Origin of the sequence: Winogradskyella echinorum (genome assembly GCF_014297365.1) — a bacterium.
Classification (GTDB): domain Bacteria; phylum Bacteroidota; class Bacteroidia; order Flavobacteriales; family Flavobacteriaceae; genus Winogradskyella; species Winogradskyella echinorum.
Genome location: NZ_JACOQD010000003.1, coordinates 100,762 through 117,738, shown reverse-complemented (window position 1 = coordinate 117,738; position 16,977 = coordinate 100,762). Strand labels below are relative to the sequence as shown.

Below are 16,977 nucleotides of genomic sequence, written 5' to 3'. Positions count from 1 at the left end.
ATTTAGTTTTGAGCAGTTTCTTCTATAATGTCTTTTACTTTAATATCGGTTCCTAATCGTTGTAAATAGGCGATTAAGGCTACGATTTCTCTATTTCGCATTTCTACGAAGTCTTCACCCGAAGCTGCTTTATCAGCTTCATAAGAGGCTACAAAATCAGGGTCGCTATAAAGGTTTTTCTCAATTTGAGTACCTTGCTCTAACATGGCTGCTTGAGCATTAGCTATTTCTTCATCAGTATAAGGAACACCTAATGTTACCATAGTTTTCATTTTTTCCTCTGTACTAGATTTATCTAATTCATTTCTAATTAACCATTGATAAGCTGGCATAATAGAACCTGTGGATATACTTTGAGGATCGTACATATGGTTAAAGTGCCAATTATCGGAATATTTACCTCCAATTCTATGTAAATCTGGACCTGTACGTTTACTTCCCCATAAGAACGGATGGTCGTAAACATATTCACCAGCTTTAGAATATTCGCCATAACGTTCTACTTCAGATCTAAAAGGACGTATCATTTGAGAATGACAACCTACACATCCTTCTCTTATATAAAGATCTCTTCCCTCTAATTCTAATGGTGTATAAGGTTTTACACTACTAATAGTTGGAATGTTAGATTTTACAACAATGGTTGGTACAATTTGTACAATTCCTCCTATTAAGATTGCAATAGTTGCATAAATTGTTAATTGAATTGGTTTACGTTCTAACCAAGTGTGCCATCCTTCTCCAGAAACACGTCTTTTTGATACACGTTTTAATGCAGGAGCTTCTGCCAATTCATCTGTAACCTTATGTTCAGATTTTGCAATAGTCATTATAACATTATACACAAGGATTAATAAACCAGCTAGGTATAGCGTACCACCAATAGCACGCATCCAGTACATTGGCATAATTTCAGTTACGGTTTCTAAGAAGTTACCATATACTAAGGTACCATCTGGATTAAACTGTTTCCACATACTCGCTTGAGCAAAACCAGCAACATATAATGGTAGTGCATATAACATAATACCCAATGTGCCTACCCAAAAGTGTAAGTTGGCTAAACCGATGGAATGTAATTTAGTTTTGAATAAACGTGGTATTAACCAATAAATCATACCAAAGGCAAGAAAACCGTTCCATGCTAATGCGCCAACGTGCACGTGTGCTATAATCCAATCTGTAAAGTGCGCAATGGCATTTACGTTTTTAAGGGATAACATTGGTCCTTCAAATGTTGCCATACCATATCCAGTAATGGCTACAACCATAAACTTTAAAACTGGATCCGTACGTACTTTATCCCACGCACCGCGTAAGGTTAATAATCCGTTTATCATTCCTCCCCAAGATGGCATTAATAACATAACAGAGAATGCAACTCCTAAATGTTGTGCCCATTCTGGTAATGCTGTATAAAGCAAGTGGTGTGGTCCTGCCCAAATGTAAATAAAGATTAAAGACCAAAAGTGAACAATAGATAACCTATAAGAATAAACAGGTCTGTTAGCTGCTTTAGGAACAAAATAGTACATTAAACCTAAAAATGGTGTTGTAAGGAAAAAGGCAACCGCATTATGTCCGTACCACCATTGTACTAAGGCATCTTGTACACCAGCGTATACAGAATAACTTTTCATACCAGTAAAACTAACTGGAATCTCTAGACTATTAAAAATATGAAGTACCGCTACTGTTACAAACGTTGCAATATAAAACCAAATGGCTACGTATAAATGACGTTGACGACGTTTAAGCATCGTACCAATTAAGTTAATGCCAAAAGCCACCCAAATTACTGCAATAGCAATATCAAAAGGCCATTCTAATTCGGCATATTCTTTAGATGTTGAATAGCCTAATGGTAAAGTTATGGCAGCACCTACAATGATAAGTTGCCATCCCCAAAAATTGATATTACTTAATAAATCACTATACATTCTAGCTTTTAAAAGACGCTGAGTAGAGTAGTAGACTCCTGCAAAAATTGCATTACCAACAAAGGCAAATATTACCGCATTGGTATGTAATGGTCTTAATCGGCCAAAACTTAACCAAGAGATTCCATCAGTTAAGTTTGGGAATAAAAACATAAAAGCAAGTAGCAGACCTACAAGCATCCCAACCACACCAAAAACAATTGTGGCGTAGATGAATTTTTTAACGATTTTATTATCGTAATAGAATTGTTGCATTTCCATATTAAAAAAATTAGTCGGTTTTAGTTTGTTTTGATGTATTGTGTTCTTTTACAAGTTCGTCTTCAAAAAGCATACGAACAGAAGGTGTGTAATCATCATCGTATTGACCAGACCTTACTGCCATTAAAAAAATGACGAGGAATGTAACGCCAACAACGACACTTACTGATAATAAAATATAAATAACACTCATACCTACTGAAGTTATGGTACAAAAATAGTAGTGTACCTATTTTTAAAACATGACTATTATCATGTTTGATGATTTTTTAATTATTTTAATCGTTTGCCTAAAACGTTTGTTGCAATTGTTGTAAAAACTACAATACTAATAGAACTTAAAGGCATAAGGATCGCTGCAACAACGGGCTCTAATTGCCCAGTTACGGCAAAGTATAATCCTATGACGTTATATATAAATGAAAGCAGAAAGCTCCATTTAATAATTTTTATTGCCGATTTAGAGGCCTTTATGTAAGAAAACAATTCTTTAAATTTTGTAGCATCTAAAATAGCATCACAAGCTGGTGAGAAGACATTTACATCTTCGGAAATGGCAATACCAACATCACTTTGCGCCAAGGCTCCAGCATCATTTAATCCATCGCCAATCATCAAAACTTTTGCGCCTTCAGATTGATGATATTTTATAAAATCGAGCTTATCTTCTGGTTTTTGGTTAAAAATGAGTTTGGTTTTAGCTGGAAGTAATTTTTTTAAATTTTCGCGTTCACCTTCATTATCACCAGAAAGGATAACCAAATCAAACTGTTGTTTTAATTGATTAAATAATTTTGAAACACCTTTTCGGTAACTATTATAAAATGTAAATTTTCCTTTATAAACATTATTACTACTTATGTGGACAGTCGTATTTAAAACTGTTGTTTCATTGGGATTGCCAACAAAACTGGCCGAACCAATTTTCATATTTACAGCCTTATGCTTTGCTTCAATACCTTTGCCAATGTGTTCTTCAAAGGCATCCAGAATAACAATATTATTTTCCTTTAAAACATTATATAACGTTCTACTTAATGGATGGTTAGAACCTCTTAATGAGTTTTTAAGTACTAAATTTTCAGAATCTGATAACAGATCACCATCATATTCGGCATTACTATGTTTATTAGAAGTTATGGTTCCGGTTTTATCAAAAATTACTGTATTTATTTTGGCGAGTTGTTCAATAACGCTCGCATTTTTTACATAAAATTTTTGCTTACCAAAGATTCTTAATAAGTTTCCAAAGGTAAAAGGTGCAGAAAGGGCTATTGCACAAGGGCAAGCAATAATTAAAACTGCTGTAAAAACATTCATGGCTTTTGTACTATCTGTAATTAACCAAAAAGCAGTTGCAATTACAGAAATAGATAAAATAGCAATAGTGAAATGCTTACTTATGGTATTAGTTATATTGGTAAAGCCATCCTCCTTATTTTTATTAAAAACGTCGTTACTCCATAATTGAGTAAGGTAACTTTGCTCAACAGATTTTAGAGCTTCCATTTCTATTACTCCCTGAGTTTGTTTACCACCAGCAAAGAGTTTGTCACCTGATTGTTTAGAAACGGTTTGAGATTCGCCAGTAACAAAACTGTAGTCTATTTTAGCGTTTCCATTAATTAAAATACCATCAACAGGAATTAATTCCTCATTTCTAATTAAAATACGGTCACCTTTTTCGATATCATAAACCTGTATAGAATTTTCAATTCCATTCTTATCAATTTTTGTAATTGCAATTGGAAAGTAAGATTTGTAATCGCGCTCAAAGGATAAGAAGTCATAAGTTTTTTGCTGAAAGAATTTTCCAACTAAAAGAAAGAAAACTAAACCAGCCAAACTATCAAAAAAACCAGAACCTAAATCAAAAATAATTTCAACAGTACTTCTTATAAACAATACAGAAATACCCAATGCAATGGGTACATCTATATTTAGTAATTTAGCTTTTAAACCTTTAAATGCTGAAATAAAGTAATCTTGAGCTGAGTAAAATACAACTGGTAATGAGAGAGCAAACATTAACCAACGAAACACTGGTTTGTACTGTTCTAACCAATATTCATTTACTTCAAAATACTCAGGAAATGATAAAAACATAATGTTTCCAAATCCAAAAGCAGCCACTCCAAGTTTATAAATTAGGGTTCGATTAATATGTTGTTTTCCAGATTTAAAATCGTCTAAACTAATATAAGGTTCATAACCAATTGAACTTAATAGCAGGACTACAGGTTTTAAATCCGTTGTTTCAGAATTATAAGTAATTCGTACTGTTTTCTTTCCAAAATTGACCTGTGAGTCCGAAATATTTGGATTGAGTTTGTTGAGGTTTTCAAGTATCCAAATACAAGAACTACAGTGAATATGTGGAATGTACAAGGTTACGATTTCTATAGAATCGCTTCTAAATTCCGTAAGTTTTTCTATAATATTGTCTTGAGATAGAAAATCGTATTTACCTTCAATTTCTTTAGGAATAGCACCTGGTGAATTCTGTAAGTCGTAATAACACGTTAAGTCATTTTCATTAAAAATTTCGAAAACGGTTTTACAGCCATTGCAGCAGAATGATTTCTCTTGAAATGTAATAGGTTGACTACCACAGTCATCTCCGCAATGAAAACAAGTATTGTGTTCCATTTAAATTTGCTCATTTATACCTGTAACAAATGTCACAATTGCTTGGTTTATAAAATATGATATTTGTCATGTAATTATTATATTTACAGAGATACCAAGTCAATTAAAATGAGTAAGTGCGAACAATGTATAGTTAAAGAATTTAATGCTCTTAAGACCTTAACTAAGGAGGAATTAATAAGAGTTTCTGCATGCAAAACAGGTAAGCATTACAAAAAAGGAGATGTTATTTTTGAAGAAGGGGAAACACTAAATGGAGTATTTTGTATAAGAGATGGAGTTTGTAAATTAACTAAACTGAGTGAAAACGGAAAAGACCAAGTTGTAAAACTAATTGTTAAAGGAGAGCTATTGGGTAAACGTTCGTTAATTAGTAATGAGAGTACAAACTTAAGTGCTGTGGCCTTAAATGATATGGAAATGTGTTTTATACCCAAAAGTGAAATAATGTTAGATTTAAATAAGAATCCAAAATTCACTATGGATGTTTTAAAGGATATGGCTCATGAGCTAAAAGATGCCGATGATTCTTTGGTAAATATGGCTCAGAAATCCGTAAAGCAGCGTTTGGCAGAAACTTTATTATATATCGAAAAGAATTTTGGTACAGATAATGACGGTTATTTAAGCATTGTACTGTCTCGAGAAGATTATGCGAGTATTGTTGGTACTGCAACAGAATCAACTATTCGAATTCTTTCACAATTTAAAAAAGACGGACTTATTTCTACAGCCGGAAAAAAAATTAAAATAGAAGACGAAAATGAACTCAAAAGAATAGAGTAATTAGTGATATTATAATTAAAAAGGCTGTCTTTTAATTTTAAGACAGCCTTTTTTTTAACTAGTTTATTTAGATTCCGTTTCTATTTTTTCTGAAGGTGTTTTGCCATCAATGGCTTCGTTTTCCTTTTTTAAATGAACATCTAAAAACTCAATGATTTTGCTATAAGCTTCAATTTGGTTTTCCTTTTTTATAAATCCGTGCCCTTCATCCTCAAATAAAACATATTCTACTGGCACTCCATTTTTTCTAACTCCAGCAACGATTTCATCCGACTCTACTTGTAAAACTCTTGGATCTTTTGAGCCTTGTAAAACTATTAAAGGCTTAGTAACTTTATCGGTATGAAATAATGGTGAAATCTTTTTGAGCCTTACAGAGTCTGCTGAAAAAGGATCACCTAACTCATCATAAAGTGCTTCTCTAAACGATTCCCAATAAGGAGGAATACTTTTTAGGGTACGCATCCAGTTGGTTACACCAAAAAGATTAACACCAACATCAAATTCTTCTGGTGCATAGGTTAAGGCAGCCATAGTCATATAACCACCATATGAGCCTCCTATAATACCAATTTTATCACCGTCAATTTCTGGCTGAGTCGCTAACCAGTTTTTACCTTCTACACAGTCTTGCAAATCCTTTTCTCCATGGTTTTTATCATCCATTTGATAAAAGGTTTTACCATAGCCGCTACTTCCACGATTGTTTACAGCTAAAACGGCATAACCTTGATTAACCATATACTGGATTAAAGAACTAAAGTTTTGACGTGTTTGCCCTCCAGGACCTCCATGTACCCATACCATTGCAGGCACTTTATTTTCTGCTGAAGCCTGATGAGGTAAATAATATATAGCTGGAATTTCAACTCCATCAAAAGATTTGTAACGAATTACTTTAGCTGTTACCAAGTCCTCTGAATTTATTTCATCATTAAGAACATCTGTTAATTTATGTTGTTTCTTCGTTTCAAAATTATAGGTATATAAATTAGATGGAGTATTAGAGCCTCCAACATACATACGCATCCATTTTTCATCGTCACTAAAGCCTACACTAGTTATACTTTTTTCTTCAAAATCTGGTAATTCAATTGGCTTCATTGTTTTAGCGTCTAAAACTTCTATGGCATTTTTTCCATCTTCGTTAACGTAAACTACCATATAAGTTCCTTCTGAAGTAAAGCCGCTTCCCATTATATCCCAAGATTTTTCTATTTCCTTTTTCTTCTCTTTTGTTTCAAAATTATAAGACATGAGGTATGAGAATTCTGAGCCATCATCAGTCGTATAGTAGAATTTTGAATTATCCTTAGAAAAATCTTGTGCAGAATTACCACTAAGATTATCGTTTATTTTAATGGTTTCCTTGGTTTTGGCATCATAAACAAATAGATCGCTATCGTTGGTGTTTATGGTTTTTGATAGAGCAAAATAGTTTTCGTCTTCAGACATGCCACTAAAATCCATTCCATCATTATTTTGGTATAATAATTCTGATGAATAATCTTCAATAGACATTTTGTAAACGTCAAAAAAACGTGGGTCTCGTTTATTAGAACCGTAATAAAGATGCTTGTCGTCTTTAGACCAACCATAAAAGTTTGCCTTTGCACCTTCAACAGGTGTAATATCTTTAATGACTCCATTTATTTCCCTAACAAATAAATGATCAATTTCGTCTCCATTGCCATCAGCACTCAACAACATTCTATTATCGTCTGGAAAATAGGCATTAGCAAAGTATGAAGTACTATCTGATGCAGTAATAGGAGTCATTTCACCACCTGTTGTCGGTATGGTATAGACATTATAAATACCAGAACGATTACTAGAAATTAACAGTGTACTATTGTCTGGTGAAAAACTGCCACCACTAACGGCTTCATTATCCATAAATTGTTTTATGGTATAATTTTTAACGTCTCTTTGTGTAATTGTATCACTTTTAGTGTCATCTTTACAAGACAACACAAAAAGCAAAATACATAAAGTAAAAAGTTGTGCTTTCATAATATTTGTTTTTTGATTGTTACTAATCTATCCCAAAAGTTTTTGTTTCCTTAAATGGGTCCATTTTTATCAACTTCATATTATTTTGATAATCTGTCCATTCTTTATTAAAGAAACTATTGGTTTCTCCTAATAGCTTATTTACAGCATCTTTTGCATGTTTTATTAATGTAGTTTCTGTAGAAGTTAAGCCTGTTTGGCTTCCGTAAATATAACCAGTCGCGGTTCTTAATCGTTGCAGAGCAGTTACTTCAGGGTTTCTTGTAATCCCTTGGCGTTTATCAATTTTTCCAAAGTATTTGTCAATTAAACTATCTAACGATTTTACAATTGCTTTAGAAGATTTTATTTCCTCTTTATATTTTTCCTTATCAAGTTGAGATAAATCTTTCTGATATTTTGAAGCAATATCTTTACTTTCTATAAGCTGTTTAGAAGCATCAGCTAAAGTTTCTTGCATTTTTTCTAATTCTTTTGCAGCAGCATAAACTTCGTCTATATTCTTTTGTGAAACATTTAATCTTGGATCTGATTCAACTTTTATAGTCGTTTCAGACATTTGGTCTCCATAATGTAAAACAGCTTTATAAGTTCCAGGTTTTACACTTACTCCTCCTGGTTCTCTGGTTTGTTTTCTAATTCTACGAGATGGTCTGCTAACACCAGCTTCATCCATATACCAAGTCCATTTATGAATACCATTTTCTTTTGGTGCCTTGGTTTTTAAGGTTCTAATTAAACGCGTTCCATCATATAATTTTAGTGTTAATGAATCCCATTTAACTTTTACTTCCTTCTTTTCAGAATCATCTTTTTCGTTGTCCTTTTTTTCTTTTTTAGGTTGTTCCTTTTTGTTAAACAAATAAGAAAAACGCGCTCCTCCGCCACGATTTTCACCATGGTAGGTGGCATCTGCTCCAAAACGACTTCCTGTTGGTTGTTGGTATGCAGCTTGGTAGGCTGTTGGTGGATCAAATAATTTAATATTAGAGGTCAATACGTCACTATTTTTAGCCATATCGCGTAAAGGTCTAATGTCATCTAAAACCCAAGCAGCTCGACCAAATGTACCAATTACTAAATCATTTTCTCTTGGATGAATAACTAAATCTTTAACCGAAGTTGTTGGAAAACCTTCAGTCCATTTTGTCCATTTCTCACCTGCATTTAGGGATACATATAAACCATCATCAGTACCTAAGAACATTAGATTTGGTACTTCTAAATCTTCAATAATAGATAAAGTGTAACTCTGTACATCATTTTCATCTACAATGCGCTCCCATGTTTTACCATAGTTTTTAGTTCTGTATGCATAAGGTGTATAGTTAAAACGTCTATAGTCGTTGGCAATTAAAAGTGCTTCTCCTTTATTTTTATCAGATGCTTTTATCTGAGCTACCCAACTTCCTTTTGGTAAATCTTTAATGTTTTTAGAGACCTCAATCCAATTATTTCCTCCATCGGTTGTATAATGCACGCGTCCGTCATCTGTACCAGCCCAAAGCATATCTTTTTCAACAGGTGATGGTTCTACAACTAGCACAGTACAGTGGTTTTCTGCTCCAGTGGCATCCATAGTTAATCCACCACTCTCGGCTTGTTTTAATTTTTCAGGATCATTAGTACTCAAATCTGGTGAAATGACTGTCCAAGTTTCACCTTTATCAGTAGATTTATGCACAAATTGACTGCCGAAATAGATGGTACTGTTATCAAATGGATCTATGTTAATAGCAGAATTCCAATTAAAACGTAATTCTACATCTGGATCTGGATGCGTTGGTCTAACACCGTAATTATTTCCTGTTTGCCAATCGTAACGACTTACGTAGCCTTGTTGGCTCATGGTCCAACCGTAACGAGAATCATCTCTATCTGGAATGACATCAAAACCATCACCAAAACTAATTTCTTGCCAATAACTGTTTCTTATGCCTTGCGCACGCCAAACGTAAGCAGGCCCTCGCCAAGAACCGTTATCTTGCATACCTCCATAAACATTATAAGGATAGTCATTATCTACGTTAATATGGTAGAACTGTGCCACTGGTAAATTACCAATAAACCTCCAAGTTTTACCGCCATCTTTGGTAATATTCATGCCACCATCATTACCATCTAACATAAAATCGCCATTTTCTGGATGAATCCACCAAGCATGATGGTCTGGATGAATTCCATTATCTACGCCATAAGCTGGCATCAGTTGTGTGAAATTTTTGCCACCATCTTCAGAAACATTTACATAGGTAAAAACAGAATACACACGATTTTCGTTTTGAGGATCTACATAAATTTCAGAATAGTAGAATGGTCGATTGCCAATATCACTCTTATTATTGATCATTTTCCATTTAAAACCACCATCTTCACTTTTATATAATGCATTCTTTTTTGCTTCTACTAAAGCATAAATTATATTTGGTTTGTTTGGCGCAATTGCCACTCCAATTCTACCAAGATTTCCTTTTGGAAAACCATCATCTTCAGTAATTTTTTTCCATGTTTTACCGCCATCGTGTGTAATGTGTAGGCCAGAACCTTCGCCACCAGAATTGAAGAACCATGGGTCTCTTTTGTGTTCCCACATGGCAGCAATTAATTTGTTAGGATTTGTAGGATCCATTACCAAATCGGCAACACCAGTTTTGTTATTTGTAAATAATATTTTATTCCACGTTTTTCCGCCATCTGTAGTTTTAAAAACACCACGTTCAGGATGTTCTCCCCATGGAGAACCAATAGCGCCAACATAAACAACATCTGGATTAGTTGGGTCAACAATTATTCTGTGAATATGTCTCGTTTTCTCTAGGCCCATTGCCATCCAAGATTTACCACCATCTAAAGATTTATAAACGCCATAGCCGCCGTTTAATGAGTTACGTGGATTTCCTTCTCCTGTGCCGACCCAAATCACACTAGGATTAGATTGCTGAATTTCAACAGCTCCAATAGAAGCTGTTACTTCCTTATCAAAAATTGGTTCCCATTTAATACCACCAGAAGTTGACTTCCAAAGTCCACCAGAAGCTGTACCTACATACATGACGTCTGGATTATTTGTAACAACATCAATAGCAGTAACACGACCAGACATACCACCAGGACCTATGTTCCTCGGTTTCATGTTTTTAACCATGTCCATTGAAAATTCTTGTGCAGAGAGAAGTGTTATGCAGAATAGCATAACGAGTGTGGATAATTTTTTCATTATTTTAAAGTTGTTTAACTAATGCTTAAAATTAATGAAAAGAATCTTTAGAATTCTAAAAGAGATGTTAATGCTTTATTCTTTTAATTTTTTAATCTGCTTTGGTTTTATCCATAACCAGAATCCACTAAATGATAATAGCATTAATCCTAAAGATGTAATTGTAGAGTACATAAATTTTACTGGTGTAGACTGGTTTTTAAACAGAAAATCAATGATAGAGCCATCATGTATCATTTCAATAACATCTGCGGTTCTCGTTTTTTCTGAAATTATCTTTCCGGTGTAACAATCTACTTGTAACTCCGTAAAATGATTTTCGAATCTCACTTTAGCAACACCTTTACTCGGTCTGTAGTCTATTCTATTAATTTCAGATGATAAATTGAGAGAGTCAATATACGCTATGGCATTAGATTTTATTTTATCTAAAGAAATTAAAACTCTATTATTAGCATTAATAGTTTGAGTACTAGGTTTAAATTGTAATTGATCTTTCCAGGTAAGAAGCAATCCAGTTGCACCTAATAAAAACATAAAAACAACCAATGGAATAGCAATAGCTCGATGCAATTTCCTATAAGTTCTAGATGTTTTGGCTAGTTGTTTTCTCTTTTGTCTCAAGGCTAAATATTAAGAAAAATAATATGTTTACTAAAGTATGTAATCTTGCATTAACGAAATCTTAAACTCTTGTTAACGTATTCATGTAGATTTAAAATTGCTTTTGTAAATTAGTTAAACTCTTAATTAGGAATTAGGAGGCGTTAATAAAATGTTAGAATAGAAATTATGTAAATATTACATTATGAAAAGCGTTATTTTTACATAGCTATGAAAAAAAAAATAAAAAAATCGGGATTCGTATTTAAAACCTACGAAGCGCCAAATCAATCGCCTTTCGAAAAACTCTTTGAGATTTTTAAGGAACTAATTACATATACTTCTGGTGATTTTGACGAAGCTATTGATTGGTTGCGTCAATTAGATAAAGAATATAAATTAACGACTCCAGAATATACCATTGATGATTTTATTGAAGACTTAAAGAATAAAGGTTACATACGCGAAGAGATTGATCCTAATGGAACAGGTGATGGAGATATTAAAATTACGGCCAAAACTGAGCGCGCCATTAGGCAACAAGCTCTGGATCATATTTTCGGAAAAATTAAACGAAGTGGTACAGGCAACCATAAAAGTAAAGGAGTAGGACTAGGCGACGAACATACAGGTGATTTTAGAGGGTATCAATTTGGAGATAATTTAGATAAAGTCTCAATGACAGAAAGCATTAGAAATGCACAAATAAATAATGGTATTGGTGATTTTAGTCTAACAGAAGATGATTTGGTGGTTGAAGAAACGCTTCATAAAAGCCAAATGAGTACAGTATTAATGATCGATATTAGTCATAGTATGATTCTATATGGTGAAGACCGTATTACTCCTGCTAAAAAAGTAGCAATGGCATTAGCAGAACTAATAACTACTCGCTACCCCAAGGATACTCTAGAGATTTTGGTTTTTGGAAATGATGCTTGGCCAATTAAAATTAAAGAATTGCCCTATTTAAAAGTAGGACCTTACCATACAAATACTGTCGCTGGATTACAATTAGCCATGGATATGTTGCGACGAAAGCGAAACACCAATAAGCAGATTTTTATGATAACAGATGGTAAGCCAAGTTGTTTACGTATGCCAGATGGTCAGTATTATAAAAACAGTAATGGGTTAGATCCGTTTATTACCAATAAGTGTTATGCTATGGCGCAACAGGCGAGACGTTTGCATATTCCAATTACCACATTTATGATTGCTGAAGATCCATATTTAATGCAGTTTATTAGAGAATTTACACAAGCAAATAGAGGTAAGGCATTCTATACAGGTTTGAAAGGGTTGGGTGAAATGATTTTTGAAGATTACGAAAACAATAGAAAGAAAAGAATTAAAGGATAAAAAAGCTTTTAGTGTTTAGGTGTTAACCTTTAGCTCAAACGAGCCGGTTAATAGCTAAAAGCTAATAGCCAAAAGCTATAAAATGAAAGATATAAAAACACTCGGAGAACTAAAAAAAGCAGGTTATAAATCGAAATCTATAAAAGATGAATTGAGGGATAATCTCATTGAAAATATAAAAAATAAAGTCAATACGTTTGAAGGCATTCACGGTTATGAAAATACTGTGATTCCAGAATTAGAACGTGCGATTTTGTCTAGACATAATATTAATTTATTAGGATTACGAGGTCAAGCGAAAACCCGATTAGCACGTATGATGGTGAATTTGTTGGATGAGTATATTCCAGTTGTAGATGGTTCTGAAATAAATGATGACCCTTTACAACCGATATCCAGATTTGCCAAAGAATTAATCAAAGAAAAAGGTGATGATACGCCAATCATTTGGTTACACCGAGATGAGCGTTTTGCTGAAAAATTAGCCACACCAGATGTAACCGTTGCCGATATAATTGGTGATGTTGATCCGATAAAAGCAGCAAATTTAAAATTAAGTTATGCGGATGATCGCGTAATTCATTACGGAATGATTCCAAGGGCTAATCGTTGCATTTTTGTGATTAATGAATTGCCAGATTTACAAGCCCGAATTCAAGTGGCACTTTTCAATATTTTACAAGAAGGGGATATTCAAATTAGAGGATTTAAATTGCGTTTGCCATTAGATATGCAGTTTGTCTTTACAGCAAATCCTGAAGATTATACCAATAGAGGAAGTATTGTTACACCATTAAAGGATAGAATTGGTTCTCAAATTTTAACGCATTATCCAGAGTCGGTAGATATAGCCAGAACAATTACATCTCAAGAGGCAAAATTAGATTCTAGACAATCAGAATCCGTTTATGTACCAGATTTAGCAAAAGACCTTTTAGAACAAATTAGTTTTGAAGCTAGAGAAAGCGAATATGTAGATGTAAAGAGTGGTGTAAGTGCTAGAATGAGCATTACAGCATTTGAAAATTTACTAAGTACAGCGGAACGACGAGCATTACTCTCAGGTGATGAGAAAACAACAATACGTTTATCTGATTTTATTGGTATAATTCCGGCTATAACAGGTAAAGTAGAACTTGTCTATGAAGGAGAGCAAGAAGGTGCTGATTATGTTGCTAATGAATTATTAAATAATGCTATTAAAACTTTATTTCCCGAATACTTTCCTAAAGTTGAAAAGCTTGAAAAACAAGGAGAAGAAACACCTTATGATGATTTAATTTCTTGGTTCTTTAATGGTGATGGTTTTGAATTGTTAGATGAATTTGATGACTCGACTTATAAATCTAAATTAGATGAAGTAAAACCTTTAGACAAATTGATTGCAGATTATCAACCAAGTATAGATGCAAATGATGTGTATTTTGAAAAAGAATTTATTCTTTGGGGTCTAACGCAATTTAAGAAACTGAGTAAATATCGTTTTTCTGAAGGGTTACAATTTAAAGATCCTTACGGAAGTTATATTAGTGGGTTGTAATTTACCACGAATCACGACTTTTAACATTAGCATCGCAGAGTTTAATTATCTCTGCGATTCTTTTTTGTTTGGTTTCGTCTCGTTTGGCTTGGTGTAACCAATACAAATAATTTTTTCTATAGCTAGGCGCAAAGTTGAGGAAGTTAATATGAGCATTTTCATTGGCATCAAATGCATTTTGAAGTTCTTCTGGGATAATTCCATTTTCAACATCATCCAAGGCAGACCAACTTCCATTTTCTTTAGCGATTTTAATCGTATTAAGTCCGCTTTTATGAATCAGCTTTTGTTGCTTTAATTCTTTAATGTGCGTTTTGTTTAGGGCACTCCATACGCTTTTTGGTTTTCTAGGGCAGAAGTATTGTCTGCGTTTTCCATCGCCTAAACTTTTTACCGTAGAGTCTATCCAACCATAGCATAGCGCAACTTTAACAGCTTCTTCCCAACGCATGGAATCGTTTTGATGTATTACTTTATAGAAAATAAGATAAACTCCATTTACTGTGTCATGGTTTTGGTGTAACCATTCTCTCCATTCGGTATCGGTTTTGAAATATAATTCAGGTAAATCTGACACTTATAATTTTTTTGAATTCACATAGAAATCCCTGTCAATTTTGATAGCATCAGTCTTAATTTTCTTCGTTTGCCATTTCGCTTTAGGAAACAGCCATTCTGATTTTCCATCAATTTCAATTTGAATAGGCATATCAAAACCATCAACGATTTCTGTCCAACGGTAAGTTAGTTCACCGTTCTCAATTTTATATTCTAGCATTGGTATTTTTGTGGTTCTTAAATACTGATTGAAAAACTCGGTTAAATCAATACCAGTTTTTAAACTGATATAATCTTCTATCTGTTTTGTAGTCACTGTTTGATGATAAAATTCTGAATTTAGACCTCTGAGAATTTGTCTCCATTTTTCGTCATCTTCAATAAGCTGTCGAAGTGTATGCAACATATTTGCTCCTTTGTAGTACATGTCACTAGAGCCTTCATTATTTACATTGTAAACACCAATTAATGGTCTGTCATTCTGAATACTTTCGCGCGTACCAATAACATAGTCAGAAGATGCCTCTTTGCCATAATAGTAGTCTAAAAAGAGGTTTTCAGAATAGGCTGTAAAACCTTCGTGAATCCACATATCTGCAATGTCCTTGTTGGTGATATTGTTTGCAAACCACTCATGACCTGCTTCATGTATGATTATGAAATCGAATTTCAAACCCCATCCTGTTTGTGATAAATCATGACCTAAATAGCCTTTTTTGTATTGATTACCATAGGTAACAGAACTTTGATGCTCCATGCCCAAATAAGGTACTTCAACTAGTTTAAAACTGTCTTCGTAAAAAGGATATGGCCCGAACCAATGTTCAAATGCTTTCATCATTTTAGGAGCATCCTTAAAATGATCTTTTGCTTTTTCAAGATTATAAGAAAGCACCCAATAGTCCAAATCTAGCTTCCCTTTTTCACCTTCATATACTTCAGAAAAGTTGACATAATCACCAATATTTACATTAACTCCGTAATTGTTAATTGGGTTATTTACAAACCAGTGAGAAGTTACAGTGTTATTATCATTTTCTACCAATTTTCTCAGACGACCATTAGAAATGTTAGATAGCCCTTTTGGGTTTGTAACACTGATGAGCATACTATCTACTTCGTCGTACATGTGGTCTTTGTTTGGCCACCAAACACTAGCACCTAAACCTTGGCAAGAGGTAGCAATGAAATGGTTACCATTTTCATCTTTCTTCCATGAAAAACCACCATCCCAAGGAGCACGTTTTGCTTCTCTGGGATTGCCTTTATAGTAAACTTCAATTGAATTTATATCTCCAATATTTTGATTATCGGTAAGTGTAATAAAATGCGCGTTACCGTTATGTTCAACTTGTAATTCTTTACCATTCTGAAGTACTTTGGTTATTTCCATTGGTTCTTGCAAATCAATTTGCATCACCTGATGAGGTTTTAATACTTTGTATTGAATGGTATTTTTTCCTGAAATAAATTTTTCTTTCGGTTTGACTTCGATATCGAGATGATAATAGGTTAAATCCCACCATTCACGCTCTGGTGTGATGCTACCTCTCAACGTATCTTGTTTTGTGAAATTTGTTTTATCTTGAAGTAACTGTGCTTCTGAAAATGAGAATATTAATACGAAAATTATAACTAGTGTATGTTTCACCTTTTAATTAATTTTTAGTTTCAAATATTTAAAAAACATCAATCCGGCCATTAGTAAAGTAAGCCCTAAATATAATGTACCGAAAATGATGAGATTCTTGTAGTTTTGATTAACGACTTCAAACTCTGATAATTCTGAAATCAATGCTAATACCATAAACAAAGTTAGAAGAGCAACGATAGAGGAAATAATTAATCCTAAAGTCGCATTTTTATTTATAACTTGATATACAATGATTGCTAACAATCCAATAGCGAAAGGATTTAAAAGATTTGACGTTAAAACCCAATAGTACATCACTGAAGCAATTAAAAATAATTCAGGAATTAAAGATTTTATATGTTTTAGCATATGATTTAAATTTTAAAAGAAATGTCTGTCTTCGCAGGAATGACAA

General features: G+C 33.4%; 12 protein-coding genes. 3 read left to right on the top strand and 9 right to left on the bottom strand.

Annotation, left to right across the window (positions count from 1 at the left end; genetic code table 11):
* Positions 1–2: 2 nt before the first annotated feature.
* The 3 genes from ccoN to H8K90_RS12350 form a co-directional block, all read right to left on the bottom strand.
* Positions 3–2,201, bottom strand: a complete 2,199-nt coding sequence (ccoN, locus tag H8K90_RS12360; protein WP_186846298.1) for a cytochrome-c oxidase, cbb3-type subunit I — start codon at positions 2,199–2,201, stop codon at positions 3–5.
* A gap of 10 nt (positions 2,202–2,211) precedes the next feature.
* Positions 2,212–2,394, bottom strand: a complete 183-nt coding sequence (gene ccoS / locus H8K90_RS12355) for a cbb3-type cytochrome oxidase assembly protein CcoS (RefSeq protein WP_186846297.1) — start codon at positions 2,392–2,394, stop codon at positions 2,212–2,214.
* Positions 2,395–2,474: 80 nt separating this feature from the next.
* Positions 2,475–4,850 (bottom strand): heavy metal translocating P-type ATPase, encoded by a 2,376-nt coding sequence (locus H8K90_RS12350; RefSeq protein WP_186846296.1) that lies wholly within the window; start codon positions 4,848–4,850, stop codon positions 2,475–2,477.
* 108 nt (positions 4,851–4,958) lie between these two features.
* Between H8K90_RS12350 and H8K90_RS12345 the strand changes: the two genes are divergently transcribed.
* Complete coding sequence (locus H8K90_RS12345) at positions 4,959–5,636, top strand: Crp/Fnr family transcriptional regulator (RefSeq protein ID WP_186846295.1); 678 nt, start codon at positions 4,959–4,961, stop codon at positions 5,634–5,636.
* Positions 5,637–5,699: 63 nt separating this feature from the next.
* Here the strand turns inward: H8K90_RS12345 and H8K90_RS12340 are convergent, their stop codons facing one another.
* The 3 genes from H8K90_RS12340 to H8K90_RS12330 form a co-directional block, all read right to left on the bottom strand.
* A complete protein-coding gene (locus tag H8K90_RS12340) occupies positions 5,700–7,649 on the bottom strand; it encodes a S9 family peptidase (RefSeq protein WP_186846294.1) in 1,950 nt (649 codons plus the stop codon).
* A gap of 22 nt (positions 7,650–7,671) precedes the next feature.
* Positions 7,672–10,866, bottom strand: a complete 3,195-nt coding sequence (locus H8K90_RS12335) for a VPS10 domain-containing protein (RefSeq protein WP_186846293.1) — start codon at positions 10,864–10,866, stop codon at positions 7,672–7,674.
* 75 nt (positions 10,867–10,941) lie between these two features.
* Entirely contained in the window at positions 10,942–11,490 is a 549-nt protein-coding gene (locus tag H8K90_RS12330; protein WP_186846292.1) for a PepSY domain-containing protein, read from the bottom strand.
* A 210-nt stretch (positions 11,491–11,700) separates the two neighbouring features.
* On the opposite strand from H8K90_RS12330, the gene H8K90_RS12325 reads away from it, so the two are divergent.
* Positions 11,701–12,831, top strand: coding sequence for a vWA domain-containing protein (locus H8K90_RS12325; RefSeq protein WP_186846291.1), 1,131 nt, complete (start codon positions 11,701–11,703; stop codon positions 12,829–12,831).
* A gap of 82 nt (positions 12,832–12,913) precedes the next feature.
* A complete protein-coding gene (locus tag H8K90_RS12320; RefSeq protein WP_186846290.1) occupies positions 12,914–14,371 on the top strand; it encodes a MoxR family ATPase in 1,458 nt (485 codons plus the stop codon).
* Position 14,372: 1 nt separating this feature from the next.
* On the opposite strand, the gene H8K90_RS12315 is transcribed toward H8K90_RS12320, so the two are convergent.
* The 3 genes from H8K90_RS12315 to H8K90_RS12305 are packed head-to-tail and all read right to left on the bottom strand — an operon-like array spanning position 14,373 to position 16,931.
* A complete protein-coding gene (locus tag H8K90_RS12315; RefSeq protein WP_186846289.1) occupies positions 14,373–14,948 on the bottom strand; it encodes a YdeI/OmpD-associated family protein in 576 nt (191 codons plus the stop codon).
* Positions 14,949–16,580, bottom strand: coding sequence for a M1 family metallopeptidase (locus tag H8K90_RS12310; RefSeq protein ID WP_186846288.1), 1,632 nt, complete (start codon positions 16,578–16,580; stop codon positions 14,949–14,951).
* A 3-nt stretch (positions 16,581–16,583) separates the two neighbouring features.
* Entirely contained in the window at positions 16,584–16,931 is a 348-nt protein-coding gene (locus H8K90_RS12305; RefSeq protein WP_186846287.1) for a hypothetical protein, read from the bottom strand.
* Positions 16,932–16,977 lie beyond the last annotated feature (46 nt).

What these genes read in the sequence shown, in the direction of transcription:
- H8K90_RS12335 (WP_186846293.1), bottom strand. Translation starts at nt 10,866, where the DNA reads ATGAAAAAATTATCCACACTCGTTATGCTATTCTGCATAACACTTCTC.
- H8K90_RS12350 (WP_186846296.1), bottom strand. Translation starts at nt 4,850, where the DNA reads ATGGAACACAATACTTGTTTTCATTGCGGAGATGACTGTGGTAGTCAA.
- H8K90_RS12340 (WP_186846294.1), bottom strand. Translation starts at nt 7,649, where the DNA reads ATGAAAGCACAACTTTTTACTTTATGTATTTTGCTTTTTGTGTTGTCT.
- H8K90_RS12345 (WP_186846295.1), top strand. Translation starts at nt 4,959, where the DNA reads ATGAGTAAGTGCGAACAATGTATAGTTAAAGAATTTAATGCTCTTAAG.
- H8K90_RS12325 (WP_186846291.1), top strand. Translation starts at nt 11,701, where the DNA reads ATGAAAAAAAAAATAAAAAAATCGGGATTCGTATTTAAAACCTACGAA.
- H8K90_RS12320 (WP_186846290.1), top strand. Translation starts at nt 12,914, where the DNA reads ATGAAAGATATAAAAACACTCGGAGAACTAAAAAAAGCAGGTTATAAA.
- ccoS (WP_186846297.1), bottom strand. Translation starts at nt 2,394, where the DNA reads ATGAGTGTTATTTATATTTTATTATCAGTAAGTGTCGTTGTTGGCGTT.
- H8K90_RS12305 (WP_186846287.1), bottom strand. Translation starts at nt 16,931, where the DNA reads ATGCTAAAACATATAAAATCTTTAATTCCTGAATTATTTTTAATTGCT.
- ccoN (WP_186846298.1), bottom strand. Translation starts at nt 2,201, where the DNA reads ATGGAAATGCAACAATTCTATTACGATAATAAAATCGTTAAAAAATTC.